Origin of the sequence: Caballeronia sp. LZ024, assembly GCF_031451455.1 — a bacterium.
Lineage (GTDB): Bacteria > Pseudomonadota > Gammaproteobacteria > Burkholderiales > Burkholderiaceae > Caballeronia > Caballeronia telluris.
Genome location: NZ_JARUXL010000001.1, coordinates 1,310,546 through 1,324,566 on the forward strand (window position 1 = coordinate 1,310,546; position 14,021 = coordinate 1,324,566).

Annotated in this window: 12 protein-coding genes and 3 pseudogenes; 8 read left to right on the forward strand and 7 right to left on the reverse strand. The window is 57.0% G+C overall.

Annotated elements, in window-relative coordinates:
• Window positions 1-121: 121 nt before the first annotated feature.
• Both QCE48_RS05950 and QCE48_RS05955 read left to right on the forward strand, forming a co-directional pair.
• The gene (locus QCE48_RS05950; RefSeq protein ID WP_309785729.1) at window positions 122-643 is read left to right on the forward strand and encodes a DUF5675 family protein; all 522 of its coding nucleotides are present in this window, start codon (window positions 122-124) and stop codon (window positions 641-643) included.
• A 276-nt stretch (window positions 644-919) separates the two neighbouring features.
• Window positions 920-2,145 (forward strand): annotated as a pseudogene (locus QCE48_RS05955) (ISL3 family transposase).
• Window positions 2,146-2,420: 275 nt separating this feature from the next.
• Here the strand turns inward: QCE48_RS05955 and QCE48_RS05960 are convergent.
• From QCE48_RS05960 to QCE48_RS05970, 3 genes are all read right to left on the reverse strand, one after another.
• Complete coding sequence (locus QCE48_RS05960; protein ID WP_309785728.1) at window positions 2,421-2,777, reverse strand: hypothetical protein; 357 nt, start codon at window positions 2,775-2,777, stop codon at window positions 2,421-2,423.
• 237 nt (window positions 2,778-3,014) lie between these two features.
• Window positions 3,015-3,815, reverse strand: coding sequence for a hypothetical protein (locus QCE48_RS05965; protein WP_309785727.1), 801 nt, complete (start codon window positions 3,813-3,815; stop codon window positions 3,015-3,017).
• Between the two features lie 570 nt (window positions 3,816-4,385).
• Entirely contained in the window at window positions 4,386-5,876 is a 1,491-nt protein-coding gene (locus QCE48_RS05970) for a hypothetical protein (RefSeq protein WP_309785726.1), read from the reverse strand.
• 441 nt (window positions 5,877-6,317) lie between these two features.
• Here QCE48_RS05970 and QCE48_RS05975 point away from each other — a divergent pair.
• Window positions 6,318-6,739: pseudogene (locus tag QCE48_RS05975) on the forward strand (IS5/IS1182 family transposase); the annotation flags it as partial.
• Window positions 6,740-7,374: 635 nt separating this feature from the next.
• Here QCE48_RS05975 and QCE48_RS05980 read toward each other — a convergent pair.
• Complete coding sequence (locus tag QCE48_RS05980; protein WP_309785725.1) at window positions 7,375-7,713, reverse strand: hypothetical protein; 339 nt, start codon at window positions 7,711-7,713, stop codon at window positions 7,375-7,377.
• A 991-nt stretch (window positions 7,714-8,704) separates the two neighbouring features.
• On the reverse strand, window positions 8,705-8,992 hold the full coding sequence (locus tag QCE48_RS05985) for a hypothetical protein (protein ID WP_309785724.1): 288 nt from the start codon (window positions 8,990-8,992) through the stop codon (window positions 8,705-8,707).
• Between the two features lie 10 nt (window positions 8,993-9,002).
• Here QCE48_RS05985 and QCE48_RS05990 point away from each other — a divergent pair.
• The 4 genes and pseudogenes from QCE48_RS05990 to QCE48_RS06005 form a co-directional block, all read left to right on the forward strand.
• Window positions 9,003-9,176 (forward strand): annotated as a pseudogene (locus QCE48_RS05990) (transposase); the annotation flags it as partial.
• Between the two features lie 236 nt (window positions 9,177-9,412).
• On the forward strand, window positions 9,413-9,673 hold the full coding sequence (locus QCE48_RS05995; protein ID WP_309788257.1) for a cyclic-phosphate processing receiver domain-containing protein: 261 nt from the start codon (window positions 9,413-9,415) through the stop codon (window positions 9,671-9,673).
• A gap of 65 nt (window positions 9,674-9,738) precedes the next feature.
• A complete protein-coding gene (locus QCE48_RS06000) occupies window positions 9,739-10,194 on the forward strand; it encodes a DUF6088 family protein (protein WP_309785723.1) in 456 nt (151 codons plus the stop codon).
• 55 nt (window positions 10,195-10,249) lie between these two features.
• Window positions 10,250-10,498: a hypothetical protein gene (locus QCE48_RS06005; RefSeq protein WP_309785722.1), complete on the forward strand. Its 249-nt coding sequence runs from the start codon at window positions 10,250-10,252 to the stop codon at window positions 10,496-10,498.
• A gap of 227 nt (window positions 10,499-10,725) precedes the next feature.
• Here QCE48_RS06005 and QCE48_RS06010 read toward each other — a convergent pair whose 3' ends face one another.
• On the reverse strand, window positions 10,726-11,052 hold the full coding sequence (locus tag QCE48_RS06010; protein ID WP_309785721.1) for a single-strand-binding protein/primosomal replication protein n: 327 nt from the start codon (window positions 11,050-11,052) through the stop codon (window positions 10,726-10,728).
• Window positions 11,053-11,107: 55 nt separating this feature from the next.
• Window positions 11,108-12,385 carry a hypothetical protein gene (locus QCE48_RS06015; protein WP_309785720.1) on the reverse strand — a complete coding sequence of 426 codons (1,278 nt, stop codon included), beginning with the start codon at window positions 12,383-12,385 and terminating at the stop codon, window positions 11,108-11,110.
• 891 nt (window positions 12,386-13,276) lie between these two features.
• Between QCE48_RS06015 and QCE48_RS06020 the strand changes: the two genes are divergently transcribed.
• Window positions 13,277-13,906, forward strand: a complete 630-nt coding sequence (locus QCE48_RS06020; RefSeq protein WP_309785718.1) for a hypothetical protein — start codon at window positions 13,277-13,279, stop codon at window positions 13,904-13,906.
• Window positions 13,907-14,021: the final 115 nt, after the last annotated feature.

The window sequence follows — 14,021 nt, forward strand, 5'->3', positions numbered from 1 at the left end:
ATTCGCCATTCGAGGTTTTCGCTGCGACACTTGCCTCAGCGGGACAACCTCAAAACGCTAAACATTAACCCCCTCGTTGCACTTCGGTTTGAAACCGCCCCTTCTTAGACAGGAAATGGAAATGAAGCTCGTACTGCACCGCACCGTGAAGTCCGCTCGTTCCACGGAAGGCTTTCTCGAAGTCGATGGCCGGTTCCAGTCCTACACGCTTGAGCCGACGTACCGGGAGAAGCCTGGCATTCCCGTCAGCGTTTGGAAAGTCATGGGCAAGACGGCCATTCCCGTTGGCACGTATTCCGTTGATGTCACCTTCTTCAACAAGCCAAAGTACTATTCGCCCGTCCTCATTGATGTACCAGGCTTCGCCGGAATCCGAATCCACATTGGCAACTTTCCGAAGGACACGGATGGTTGCATCCTCGTTGGCACCAAGCTTGGCACCGACAAGGTGGTCAATAGCAAAATCGCCTTCGATGCGCTGATGCAGCATTTCGACGCAGCGCGTGGGAATAATGAGGGCGTGCAAATCACCGTGATGGACGATTGGGGTGCAGCACCAAACCTCGCGGCAGCGGCTCCTCAGCAGTTGGTCGCTGCGGCTGCCGCTAATAGCAAGGCAAGTCGAACCGCGACTGTCACCTGAAACACGGCGAGGAAATCAAACCGTCACGGCTCGGTGCCCTCGGTGAAAAGCTGGAGCAGCCAAGACCGTGGACCACAACGGTTCGACTTCACCTCTTCGAAAGGCGCCGACCAATTGGTCCGCATTTTTGTCTCTTTTGAATTCCGAGTGGGTGGTCTAGCGAGTCAAGGGCGGGCGTGAGCCCGGCGCAGCGCACCCTTGAGGCGCCTTGAATCGATAAGCTGGGGCATGGCTGGTTGCGGCAGAATGCTGCAACCAGCCATGCGGGACGAAGCGATGACGAATCAACTCTTTGAAGCAGCCTTGGGAATCAAGGCCCCGTGGTATGTGCAAGGTGTCGACTTTGATACTGCCAAACGGCAGCTCACGATTGCCGTGGACTTTGTTGCCGGCAGCCGATTCGCCTACCCCGGGCTCGCCGGCGAGCACCCTGCGCATGACACGCAAATCAAGCGGCTGCGCCACCTTATTTTTTCCAACACGAGTGCCATCTGAAAGTGCGGGTGCCGCGAGTGCGCTTGCCGGACGGCTCGGTACGGCTCGCGCAGCCGGATTGGGTCGGCCAACTCGACGGCTTCACGTTGCTGTTCGAAGCCCTGGTACTGATGCTGGCGCAGCAGATGCCGTTTGCCGCTGTGGCGCGCATCGTCAACCTGTCGTGGCATCGAGTGCATGCCATCTGTTCGCGCTACGTGGAACTCGCGCTCGCATCGGCGAATTTGTCGGACGTGAGCACGGTAGCCATTGACGAGACCTCGTACCGACGCGGCCACGAGTATCTGACGCTGGTCGCCGATATGCAGGCGCGGCGCGTCGTGTTCGTCACGCCCGGCCGTGACGCGCAGACAATCGAGAGCTTTGCGGCGTACCTTAGCCAGCACCACGGCACGTCCGAGCAAGTCACCTCCGTGAGCATCGACATGTCGCCCGCGTTCATCAAGGGCGTGGGCGAACATCTGCCCAATGCGCGAGTGACGTTCGACAAGTTTCACGTCGTCGCCCACGCATCCAGGGCGCTTGATATGGTACGCCGCCAACAACAGAAAGCCGACCCAGAACTCAAAGGGATGCGCTGGACGCTGCTCAAGGACGCCAACAAACTGAATCTTGCGCAATTGACCGACCTCGAGGCGCTTCTCAGGCAGTACGCCAGCAAGCGCACCGCCCGCGCATGGCTGTATCGCGAGCAGCTGCGGGAGATTCTCGAACGCAAGCAAATCCATGTCGTCTCAGGGATGTTGCGGCAGTGGTGCACCAACGTCATGCGCTCAAAGGTCGAACCGATGAAGGAAGTCGCGCACCTGATTCGTCGGCACTTCGAGGGCATCGTCGCCTGGACTCAAACCCGCCAGACCAACGGCTTCATCGAAGCCATCAACGGCTTGTTTCAAGCTGCCAAGCGAAAGGCCCGCGGATACACGCGCTTCACGACGATGCGCACGGTCCTCTTTCTCGTTGCTGGCAAGCTCGACTTGTCCGCCTTCAACCCCCATGCCTCATGAGCCCGTTACCCACTGCATTTTAAAAGAGCCTTAAAGTGCTGGGCCGGATTGTGAGCGGGCAGGCTAAATCGGGCTACGGACAAAACGCGATACGGCCTTGCACGAGCGATTCCTGGCGGCTAACATCACCGTCACGGCTTCCCTGGCAATCAAACCTTCGACGAAAAGCCTCTAGGTGGTGGGTGCTGAGGGGAACAGGCGTGCTTGAGGAGTCGCTCGCTGACCGACTGGACACGCCCGACACGTGATGGTGCACTGTCGACGCTAACGTAGACTCACTGTTTGTTGGCCTGACCGCTCTTCTCTTTTTTAACCAGCTTGCCCAGCTCGTCTGCTCGTTGCTTGCTGGCGAGTTTTGCTGTGACTCCCTTGCTTGCTGGCGCGTGCCGACCGTTTGAGCTTGTGCCACCTGCCCGTATCCGGTCTGTAGTCTTCGCGGTGTCCTGCGAGGGGTGGTAGTTGCTTCCCTTCGACCCTGGAGTCGTCGACTCAAACTCAACCTTGGGGTTCGATTCGCTCGAACAGTTTTTCTTCTGAGTGTCAGTGTCGTAGGTGCAGCTAGGCTCCGGCTCGACCGCAACAGCCGTCGAACTGAGAACTGCCAACGTGAACACGGCTGTTGCTGTTTTCATGAACACTCCACAAAAAATCTATGGGATTGCTCGGCTGCAGATTTTTCCCTTAGGGGTTTTCTCTGTTGTTATGTCCGGGTGTAGGAGGCGTTGTTCTGTCTAACGACTGAGCCAGCGTGTAGGTCGCTTGTGCGGCCGCCGGCTGGTGCGGGGGGCGAGCCTTGTCTTCTGCCAAGTCGCCATTGATGTTTGCGCTCGAAGTTACGACAAGAACTACCGTGAAAAGCAATGCGGATTTCATTCCAGGCTCCCATAGCGTTTGCGAAATTTGCTCATAAAGCACCCAACTAGCTCCTCCGGCAGCGGGAATTTTTGACAAGCCTTGTACTCTTCAACCAAGACCCGGTCCTTGCCTGAGTCTGCGATGGCACCCCCAGATGCAGTTGAAGCAGCAGAAGCAGCTGGAGCCGCAGGGGTATCCCGTCTAATGACGCCAGATGGTTGAATATACCCAGGAGAGCCGACCGTTTGATATTCGTTTGGAATCAGCGCGCCAGCCGCTGCCATTGCAGCGCCGATGATAAACGTCACTAGCCCAGTGGAGCCCGTTTTGAGGTCTATGGTGTACCCCGAGCCCCCCCCTGTCAGGTTCGCTCCACCATCGTTGATGCCGAGGATGATGAACATCAACCCAACACTGACGACGGCGAATCCCACCTGAATAATAACGACCTTCAGCATTTGCTTATTTACGATGGCTCGGCTGTTTGCTTGCTCCGCGTATATCATCGAGAAAAGTGCGTAGTCGTTTGCTACATTGATTTCGGTCGTAAGTTTCTTTTTGAATTCGCCGAATGTCTCCACGGCGTCCGTCGGCTTTCCCGGTATGAGTTGCGGCAGTGTGTCGAGCGTTCGGTATGCTTGGACAAGCAAAATCACCGGCAAAACAATACCAAAAACAATGATGCTCGCGAGCCGGACAGCCGCGTAGATGCGACCATGCGTGAATCTGCTTTCGTTCTTATCTGAGGAGGGGACCGGTGCTTCGGCCTGGTTCTCTGGCTTCACCGAATCAGCGGGCAATTGCAACGTTGTCATCAATCACTCTCCTCCGAGCCGAAAGCTCTAGATGCCGCGCCATTTTTTCGAAAGCAAATTTACTGGCGCTGTGAATAGATTAGTAAAAAAATGACCAAAATTCTTGTGACCTATCGCTCTTTCATAGGCTCTTAAATCAAAGCAAGACCTCCTACGAACGACGCACGCAACATAGCCTCGAATAGACTAATTGCCTTGGGTGGAATGTGAGGCTCTGCCCCTATATCAATGCGGCAAACTTTGACTTGCCTACTGCATTCTTTGTACTCCACCTCGAGCCGATAGTTTGTTGAAGTGCGTTGCTGTCCGCGTCACCGTGCTACCGTCGATTTTTGGCGTCGTAGGCTGGGCCGACTAGCGGCTGGCAGATTTCGCAGCCATTCTTGATTATTCTTCTAGCGAAACCCGTACTACTTCCTTCAGTCATCGCATTGAGTGTCAGAGCGCTCGCACAGAGTTTCGAGTCGTCGAGGTGCAGGTTTCTTGTGATAAGCGGCGCTTTTTACTCAGTTCATACGCGAGGAGGAGGATTCCGTTCAATAGTCAGAGGCACGGCTCTGCGCTGCCAAGTTAAGTCGATTTTGTAGAGGGTTGCTTCTCTGGGATTTTGAAACCAAGGTAGAGCCCGCCGCTGATGCCCATCAAAGTTAGGAGCGTTTCTGGAAAGGTCGGCGCCTGAAGGTCCCGGTACGCCGTCTGAATATAGACGAGCGCGAGACCGATTGTCCAAGCGAACGCCTGGAACCGCGCGATGGTGGGCCCACTAGCGTCCGTAATGACATCGGAGAAGAAACCCTTTGTTCGCAAATCGTCAGTTGCATCCTTATACTTGTGCCAGAGTTCTGCGTAAGTTGCTGCGGTAGCATCCGGAAAGATGCTTTTATCAAGCCGGTCCTCTTTCTTAGCCCCATCTGTCTTCAAGATTTTGGCGAGTGCCATGCCGTCGAGCGCGGGTTGAAGTGAGACTGCCGGCGCGGTAAGCCTCGTTGGGGTCTCCACCGTGGCCGCCTGACCCTTCGTGGCATTGCCGACCCCGCCGTCTGCTCCGCGCGCGGAGTCTTTAGCGCCATCGTCATCGTCGTCTCCGTGCGCCGAGTCATTGCCGCCACCCTTTTTGCCTGGTCCATCCGACTGGTCCAGTGCGTGCAGCGGGTCTTCCTTTTTGTCTGGTCCGCCCAACGGATTTCCCTGCTGTGGCGGAGATGGTTGTTCTATTTGCTTTGCATCAGCGCCTGCTCCACTGGCTATCTTCGTGGTCTGGTCTCCCACTGGCGCGTCCGCCTGTCTGTCTTTCGTGGCGTCAACACGGGCAAACTTCGTTCTCGCGGCCGTTATGACATTGCGCAAGCACAGGGTGAAAGCTAGACGGACGCTTTTCAATCTTCGAGGCTTGCCAGTTACGACTTTGCAGAGCGCTTCGACTTGCGCTCGACTCGTAAGGCCCATATCGTCGACTTTTTTGGTGATTGCGTCGACATCGTTGCCCTTAGTTGCGTCAATCGCAATCGCGCCGAACCCGGTCGTGGCTGAAATTCCAATGAGAATGTAGGTCTGTTTGCTGATATCCCAGTCTCCTGTGATTACCCAAACGAGCGTTATGGCGGCTGAGGTTACAAACACCCAAAGCGCCATCTGGCATCTGCCAAGACTGTACGTTCGTTCAAACCATAGCATCTGCGGAATGCCTGCGTCGCGGCATGCGGGAGTTCTAACGGCAATGAAGAGTAAGCCAATCATGAAAAGCGCTAGCACGCCTGCTGCAACCCTCACAGCGCCCTTGGAGTACCGAGTGAGCGTCATTTTCACCCCGGCCTCACCTCCCGGGAATGTCGTATCGTTGACTGTGACGACAACGTTGTACTTTTGTTCGTAGTCGCCATCGAAAGGGCTTCCGAGAAGTGAGCGCCACCCCGCTAAGTTCGCCTCAGTACGCTTGAGCGTAAATCGATAAATCCCATCGTGCAGCGATACGCAATCGGTGGCCAAGCCGGCTTGGTCCTCAATGTAAATGGCGAGGTCCTTGCACGTTTTAGGTAGGCCTGTCTTGCCTAAGAACGTCAAGTAAAAAGTGCTTCCAAGCGCGCCCGCGACTGCGGGTTTCGGGAAGGTAATCGTGTACCTCGCGTCTTTGTTGGTTTCCTTACTTGCGGCAGGGCTAGAGTCCGTGGGTTGGTTTGGAAGTTTCGCCGTGTCGGAATTAGACGCGGTCTGAAGACCTGACGCAACGGCGTCGCTGGCGGCCGGCGAGCCGGGGGCCTGAGCACTGGCGAACTCTACGCGGAGACACATAAGCAGCACTACATTTAAGAAGAGCGCTCTCATGGCCTTACCCCCTCTTTTCGAAGTCTCTGTGATACCCAATTAAATCTAGACAAAACGTTTGCATTTTGAAAGGATAAATTGGTGTGAAAGCGCATTCGGTGTTTGCTGAATTGCACCTTTTTACCGGCGCGATTGGAGAACACCATCCGGAATGCCAACCATCCCAGATTTCTGCTAACGCGGGTCACGCAGGCCAACGGTACTGTCGAGCGGGAGGCAGCCGCAGAGATGCTTGCGGACGCCGCGCGATTTGCTGGTACGTCCATTACGGTAGGTGCAGATAGAATTACGACACGGCCGGCTTCGTGGCGACGTGCCGCGCGAACAATGTGACGCCCCATGTGGCGCAAAACGATGGACGCGCGGGCGGCTCCGCGACTGACGCTCGAACGACGCGATGGTCCGGCTACGCTATCAGTCAGCGCAAACTCAAATGCATTGAGCACGTGTTTGGCTGGGGCAGGACCGTCGGCAGGATTCGGCAGGCGATGTATCGTGGCCCGAAGCGAGTCGACCAACTCTCTCTTCTGACACAGGCAGCCTACAACTTGACGCGCATACGAACGCTTGCCGCTCGGGCAGCATGCAAGCGTAGTCACTAAGACGGAATACTCGTCGGGCACGCGCGGAAGAAACCAACGCAAGTTGGCCCGCCAGTCGCGCCAAGAGGTAGCCACTGTCCCTCCAAACGCCACGGCGACCGCCGAATTGTCGTCCTTCTTCCAGACTTCCAGCCGAAGATGGACACCTTTGAACGCCGCATCGAGGTCGTTGTTTACGAACCGGTCGCAGTTCAACCATCCGCCTGTTGCCAGTTCCACCTCTGGATTGAACTGTCGCATCGCGTAGTCAGGAGAAGATTCGCTTGGGAAGTTGGGACTCGACGCGGGCATCTTTTTCAGCGCATTCTTGATGGATACGGCCTTCGCGTACGCGACCAGGTTGAGGAGCGCAAACTCCCAGTGTTTCTTTGCTTCTTCTGCGGCCACTTCCGGCTCGCCGAAAGTGTGCGCTCCCGGAACTCTAACAAGAACTTTCTGCGGCTTCTGTTGCAGGTTTCTCCAGTAGCGACGACAGTCGGCAATGAAAGAATTCTCTTTCGATGGTGTCGTTACGCTCATGAAGAACTCCCCAAAACAAGACGTTGCCTTCAAGACGAAATTCTGGGACGAGTTTTCAAGAAGGCTAGAGACGCCGTCTCACAAACCCAGGTTCCTCGCGGGAATCAACGGTCCACCTATGCATCGACCGTGTTATCGGAGATGGGAAGCCCGATAAACTTCAGCAACTTCCCCATCGTGATAAGACCGTCACCAACCATTGGCTTCCAGTCGTTCGCGTACCAAAAGGAGGACGAGTCTGATTGCAGCAGTCCGTAAAAGACTTCGCCGACAATCCGTCCGCCCACCGGACCAAGTTGAGTGCCTGCGCGCGGCCCTGGTTCATCTCGGCCGGACACACCGAGGAGGTCGTCTTCTGTCAAAGTCGGCGATTGGGAAATCTTCTTCTCAGCAAAACCGACGAGAGGAGACTGTGCTTCGGCAAGGACATAGAACCAGAGCGGTGTTCTGCTCACTAACGCCTCGTCTATGCTTGAGATTGGAACGAAAGAGAACGTCGTCTCGCTTATGCTGTTTCGAACCGAAAGGTGAGACGCGGGAAGGGTGGGGCACTTTAGCGCAACCGCGATGTCTTGTCCGGAAGGCAGCTCGTAAGCATTTCCCCTCAGAAGATTTAGCAACGCTAGCGAAGGACGGCCATTTCGAATCGAGGAAGGAACGTCGTCCGCGTCTGCTATCTTGGGCGGGAGGCGAACCAAAGGGTCAACCAAGGTCGTATCGATTTTGTATGCATATTGAAGCCGAACCTTTCCTTCACCGCCCTCCGCTTTTGTCTTTTTCTCTCCAGTGTTACGCGGCAACCGGTCTCCGGGTAAGGGCGCAGCTAAAGGAAAGAATCGAGCCCAGTCGTCGACGACGCGCGAGGGTGGAAGAGGTCGAAGCCAACGAGGCTCACATCTGGGTTGTCCGCATCCTCTTCGACGAAAATTGGGAGCGCAGTGCCGCTATTTTTCCCAGGGTTTCCATTTAAACGATAGCCCGTTCGCACGCCGGAGTGACCGTACCGATACGCCGCACCGACGAATTCTCGGGGAGATTCGTGCGTTTTGCTATAGTGTACGGAAGAAAGCCATCGTCGAGCTCGCTTTTATTTCCCGCGACGTCGGTGCGAAGTTTAGCTGAAATCTCCTTGTTGATAATGCAAGGCAAGAAGTCGTCAAGCAACAATCGTTGATAGGTCTAACGCACCTCTCGTTGCGCCATCTCCAAGAGCATTTCTTTCTTCGTGCTGGCGGACAAGTTGGTTACAACGAGGTTATGGAAGCGAATGAAGGCACGTTGAATCTGAGTTACGATTGAATTCTCGTCGTTGCGCTTGTCGCCGATAATTGCCCGCCCGTCGCACGACCGGCCGAGGTCGTAGCGCGGGTCGAGGGTTGATGGGGGGGCAGAGGCTTCTTGTTGAGCAACAGCGTGGCCCCATCGCTCGCGTACATATATGGCTGGTCAAGAGGTCCGTTTCCCGTATAAGCAATCGAGGTCGAAGCGAGGCGACCGCAGATTTGTCGGTGTTCTATTCTCTTCGGCACTGGTGTCTTCCGGATTGAGCGATGAAGTCACATCCAGCGTTAAATCATGGTCGATGAATTGACCGAGATACGTGTAGCCAGCAGGGACAAAAAGGTTCTCCTCAGCATCTGGTCCATCGTCGGCGGTGCCGTTCGAGCCTAATGCCATCTGGTCAGCCAGGGCGGCCAATTTTTTGATATCGAACTTTTGCCCTGGCGGCAGCAATCGCGTGAACGTCGCCTGGACTCAGAGCCGCGAGTCCGACGGCTTCATCGAAGCCATCAACGGCTTGTTTCAGGCCGCCAAACGCAAAGCACGGGGGTACGCTCGCTTCGAAACCATGCGCACTGTCCTGTTTCTCATCGCCGGAAAACTCGACTTCTCGCGCTTTAATGAGCATGCCCGATGAGCCCCGTTACCCACTCCGTTTTCAAAAGAGCCGAAAGATGTTTCTATAACGTTGCACTTTGGCTCTGCGTCTTTCGCGCGGACGAAACGGTAGATACTGTTTTCTTCGAGTTAAAGGAATTTCATATCCCCGCCCCACACTAAAGCCGCCACAAAAATAGGCCTTCCGCTTTCCAAAAACGCCGCGCTCGGCCAAGCAAAAAAAATAAGAAGTCTGCACAGTCATCGAAATCGAGCATCGATAAGCCGACAGACCCAACGGTCTCGGAGGCGACTGGGAACGTCGAAGAAATCAGCCTCGACCATGACCTAGGCGACGATGACCGTGGCACGGGGTACGATGTCATCTTGTGGATTGAAGAAGCCGTCGCTCTTCGGGGCTTCCGGCCACCGAAAATGTCGGTGCACTCAGCAAATTCATCAGCGCGAGAAAAGATGGAGGCAGGCGTGCTCGCAATCGAACGGCTTGTCGCAAAGCAGAGTGGCGGCAGGCCCTGACCAGTAGCCAGAACGTCCATTAGCCCGACGTCGTCGAGTTGGCCGAATTCACCGGTCGTTAAGCTATGAGTGCACAGACCACGCGGAAGTCAACACTTGAGCAGAGAGTCTTGCGGACAATAGACGCGCAGGAAGGGGTGGTCATCCTCCGAAGGGACTTCGCTGGACTGGGAAGCGCCGCGCAACTGAGCCGTACTCTCGCTAAACTTGTAGAGTCGAAAGCGTTGGTCAGAGTGGGCCACGGAATCTACGCGAAAACACGAAAGAATCGGTTCACAGGGGAGTTGACGCCAGCCGCGCCATTCGAAACTATCGCTGCACAGGCTTTTAGGAGGCTCGGAATCGACATCGGCCATGGAAGGCTGGCTCGTGAGTACAACGAGGGCAAGTCGACGCAAGTTCCGGTGCAGCCGATTGTAAGCACCGGCGAACGGCGTATAAGCCGCATAATCCGGGTTGGCAGCAAGATGGTGCTTTACGAGCGGACGACCGAGCGGCGCCGAAAGAAGGGCCAGCCATGAGGGTGGCTTAGGGTTCGGAGGAAGTTTCGCGGGCGATGTCGAAGAAGACATTCGCATGAACACGCAAACACATCAGATGGGACATTTCGACAGAACGGCCGACGAAGCCGCGGCTATCGCGCGGGTCGCCGATGCAGCGCGAGAAGTACAGTCGGCATCCAAGGCACTCGAAGAGCGCTATAAGGTGTCGACCGACGACACGCCAGCAACCTTGCCGTTGGCGCGCCTGACGGCTGCAATCAACGAGCTTCAGTCCGCGCAAGATGCACTTGATGCTTTGCTCTTCAGAAAGTCGCTTCATTAGCACCGACGCTCACTTGTGACTCCTTACGTAGTGGCTATGGGCGTCACGTTCCTTTGTCGCGCGAGAGCGTACGAGCGCGTTCTTTGTGAGTAGCCGCAATTTGCGCTCGAGTGACTCCTGACCGAATCACACGACGGGTTTCGTCGCCGAACGCGCCCGTACCGAGAGCGGATTGCTGTCGCGAGAAAGAGGCAGCCGCTCCGACGGAGTGGCTGAAATCAGTCTTTCTATGCTTCTTGGGAAGCTTCGGTTGATGCAGACCGTGTCGCCAGCTTCGCAATCTTCGCCGCCTCGAACGCGATAACCAACAGCGTCCCCGTTGGCTTCCCCTCGCGTGACAGGTAAAAGTCTGCCTTGAGCTTGCCCGTTACTTTGAGGAAGTCGCCTTTTCCAACTCCTGGGTCGGCATCTTTCATCACACGCACGGTATACCATGTCGGGTCGTTATCCGTTCCGCGCTGGCTTTCGCACATGCGAAACTCGTAGTAGCCCTTTCCCGATGACTTCGTTTCCTTGCGCACAGGTGCGGTCGCGACGTTTCCAAATGCTTGCATAGCTATGTCCTCAATCGATTGATGATGGATGTCCCATCGCTTCGTATAGAGAGAGCTACGAAGTTGCCTCGGTAACGACTGACAGCAACGGCGAAGCCGGGCGCGGCCACGTCCCGAGAGCCTCTGGGCGCCGATATGGCAGGTAGTTTTCGAAGAGCCATCCGGTCAAGGGATGCTTGTTTTTGGAATCAAGTCGGACCTTCGGCAGCCACGTGGGCAGAAGTTGGATGATGACGTGGCCAACGCAGCGGTTCTCAATTCCAATGCGACCGTCGGAACGACGCTGTTCAATCTCGGTCCAAACCTCAAAGTTACCCTCGTCGATTTCGCGGAACGTGCGGTCGGTCAGTGCGTGCGGTCTCTCCGACGCCTTCTCCTGCGCACGGAGGATGGCCACGGCCCGCTTGAGGATGCGCTCATTTTTTGTATGCACGACCACGCGGCGCAGTACCTCGCCAGTCGCGATTTTGCTTCCAATGCGTTGAGTCAAAGCGGCGAGTGATGCCTCGCGGTCTGCGCCACGTTTGCTGCGGTCAATCTCATACCACGTGACACCGTCGGGCTCGTAGGATAAAACATCGGGTCGGAGGATGCGTTTCCGATTGCGAGCAACGACTGTTATGAACCCCTGTTTTACCGAGGCGCCTGGCTCACGGTCGCAATTCAAGTCCTGGAGCGCTTCGAATTCCGTGTGCGCAGCCAAGCCTCGCACCTCGCATGCGAGAGTGATGAAATGCGTCCACAAGCTGTGCTCTGGGTTCGACATGTCAGCGACACGCCGTACTGACGCAGCAGCGTCGACGCCATGGTCGTCGAGCCACCGAGCACCCGGCTCGGTGAGGCCGTAGACGTGTTGAAAGCGGTCGGTCCGATAACGGAGGAGGAGTTTGGCTTTGGTCATCGACCGCATCGCACGCTGTGCGGCCGTCAAGGCCGCCTTATAGGGTCGCTCGGGGAAGCACGCGATGGCGACATCAATCGTCCGAATTACCCGAAATCTGTTCGCCAGCGACAGAGCGCGCAGGCGAATTGTGTGTCGAAGTACATTTGGCGGGACGACCGCAACGAGGCCGCGGTCGATTATCCGCTTCGCTCGTTTATCGGCGATGTGAGGCGTTGATACCTCTTCGGGTGCCTCGGTGTCGCAGAGATATGCGGAGATAGATGTGGAAGCCGGTGTCCCGGCGTTGTCGGGTTGTGTCGTGCGCGATACCGTCGTCGGTACCGCGGTGCGGCCGGCGACCGTATCCGTGGTTGCCGTTGGCAATGCTGCGGAGATGTCGACGTCGGTATCGTCGGGCGGAATGTTCGGTGTCACGATGGATTGACGCATTTGATGTTGCTCCGGGAGATAGCGTATTCAAGGTCACCGGCCCATCGCTCGTTTTCTTCGCGCACATGGGGGCGGTCCTTCCTATAGCGATGCTTCGCTAACCGCCTTCAATAAGCTGCCCACCATGTGCGCCGCCAATCGTTGGTGGCGTCAAGGATTCGTCGCCCGGCCGGGCGAGGGCAGGGGGCAGCTGTTCTTTCCCCTCGTCCAGCCTCGCGCGCTAGGGCGCGCGGCACCGATGTGTTCGTCGCGACGTCCGTCAAAGAGACTGTTCTACCAGCCCGGCTGCGCCGGTGCGAAACCCCGCCGCCGCCCAAAACCGGTTTTTCAATGACCGATGTTCTTCGATGGCCGGCGACACCAACTGTCCTCCTGCATGCCGTTCCTTCCCGGCTGCCCCGTGCTGCGTAATCAACTGTCTCTTCGACGCAGCGTGGGGACCCCGCGCCGATGCCGAGCCGCGCGCTGTCGCGCTTGCACGTTTTCCGAGGGCGCATGCGCTGGGACGGCGGCGGGGTTTCGCCCCGCCTTGCCGGTCCCGGTCGCGCGCAACTGTCTTCCCTTAGCCGTATTCGCAATGCCGCTATGACCCGCATACGCGGCATCGCTGCTCATCAATGTCCGCGGCTGCACGCCGCGCCGTCCGTCCGCTCGTCATTCGACGTGCGCATGTCCGGTGCCGTCAGGCCGGGCGTGTTTGCAGTGACGCGCTGACCGATGATGAGGGTGCTCCCGTTTTGTCTCCCGGTGACACACGTTCTCGAATGAACCGGTGCCCACGCGACCACTACTGCCGTGCTGCAAGATGCGCTACCGGTGCACTCCGAGTTGTCAACCGCTTTGTCCCGCGTCTCTACACCGTGCATCCCTTACTCTTCTGGAGACAAAAAAATGCACGCAGAGAAACGCAACAACCGAGTCATGCTGTACCGGTCGAGCTACGTCCGCAAAGGCGAAAACGGTAACTCGCACGGCTATGCCGTGCAGGAGTTCGTTGGTAGCTTGGCGACCGATACGCACGAGGTGCCCGCGGAGCTGGCGGCGAAGTTGTCGCCGGAGGAGCGTGAATATGTCGAAAGCAAGGTTATGCTGCCGGCACGGCGAGCCGCGGAGCAGGTGCGTCGAATGGCGGAGGAGGAGCGCCGCGCACTTGAAGTCCGCGAACGTGACCCTCGGTGGCGCCTCGATGAGGCGCTGCGACTGCTCGGGGACGCAGGCAGGCTGGTGTCGGACGGCAGCTTTCGTATCGACGCAGGAAGGATTACGGCCTTGCGCAAGGTGCTCGACGTATTGGCGACCGCGGCAAGGCTGCAGACGGACCCGCTCGACGCGGTTCTTGCCGCAGTTGTTTCAGCGACCGCCATGGTGAAAGCTGGTCATTACGGCACCGGGCCTGCCGGCAACGTTCGTGACACAGCTGTTTACAAGCGCTGGCGGAACATTGGCGAAGCAGTCGATTCTGGGAAAGACAGCCTTCTGAAGGCCCTCCAGGCGAAAGGCTGGGCGCGAGTGAGAGGATAATCTGCCACCTGCCGTGAACCGCCACTCCGTTAGGTTATTACCAGCGCTATCATCGCAATCTGTTGAAAGGCCAAAGTCCGCGCCCGAGCGCCGGACAATCATAATCAGAAACGGG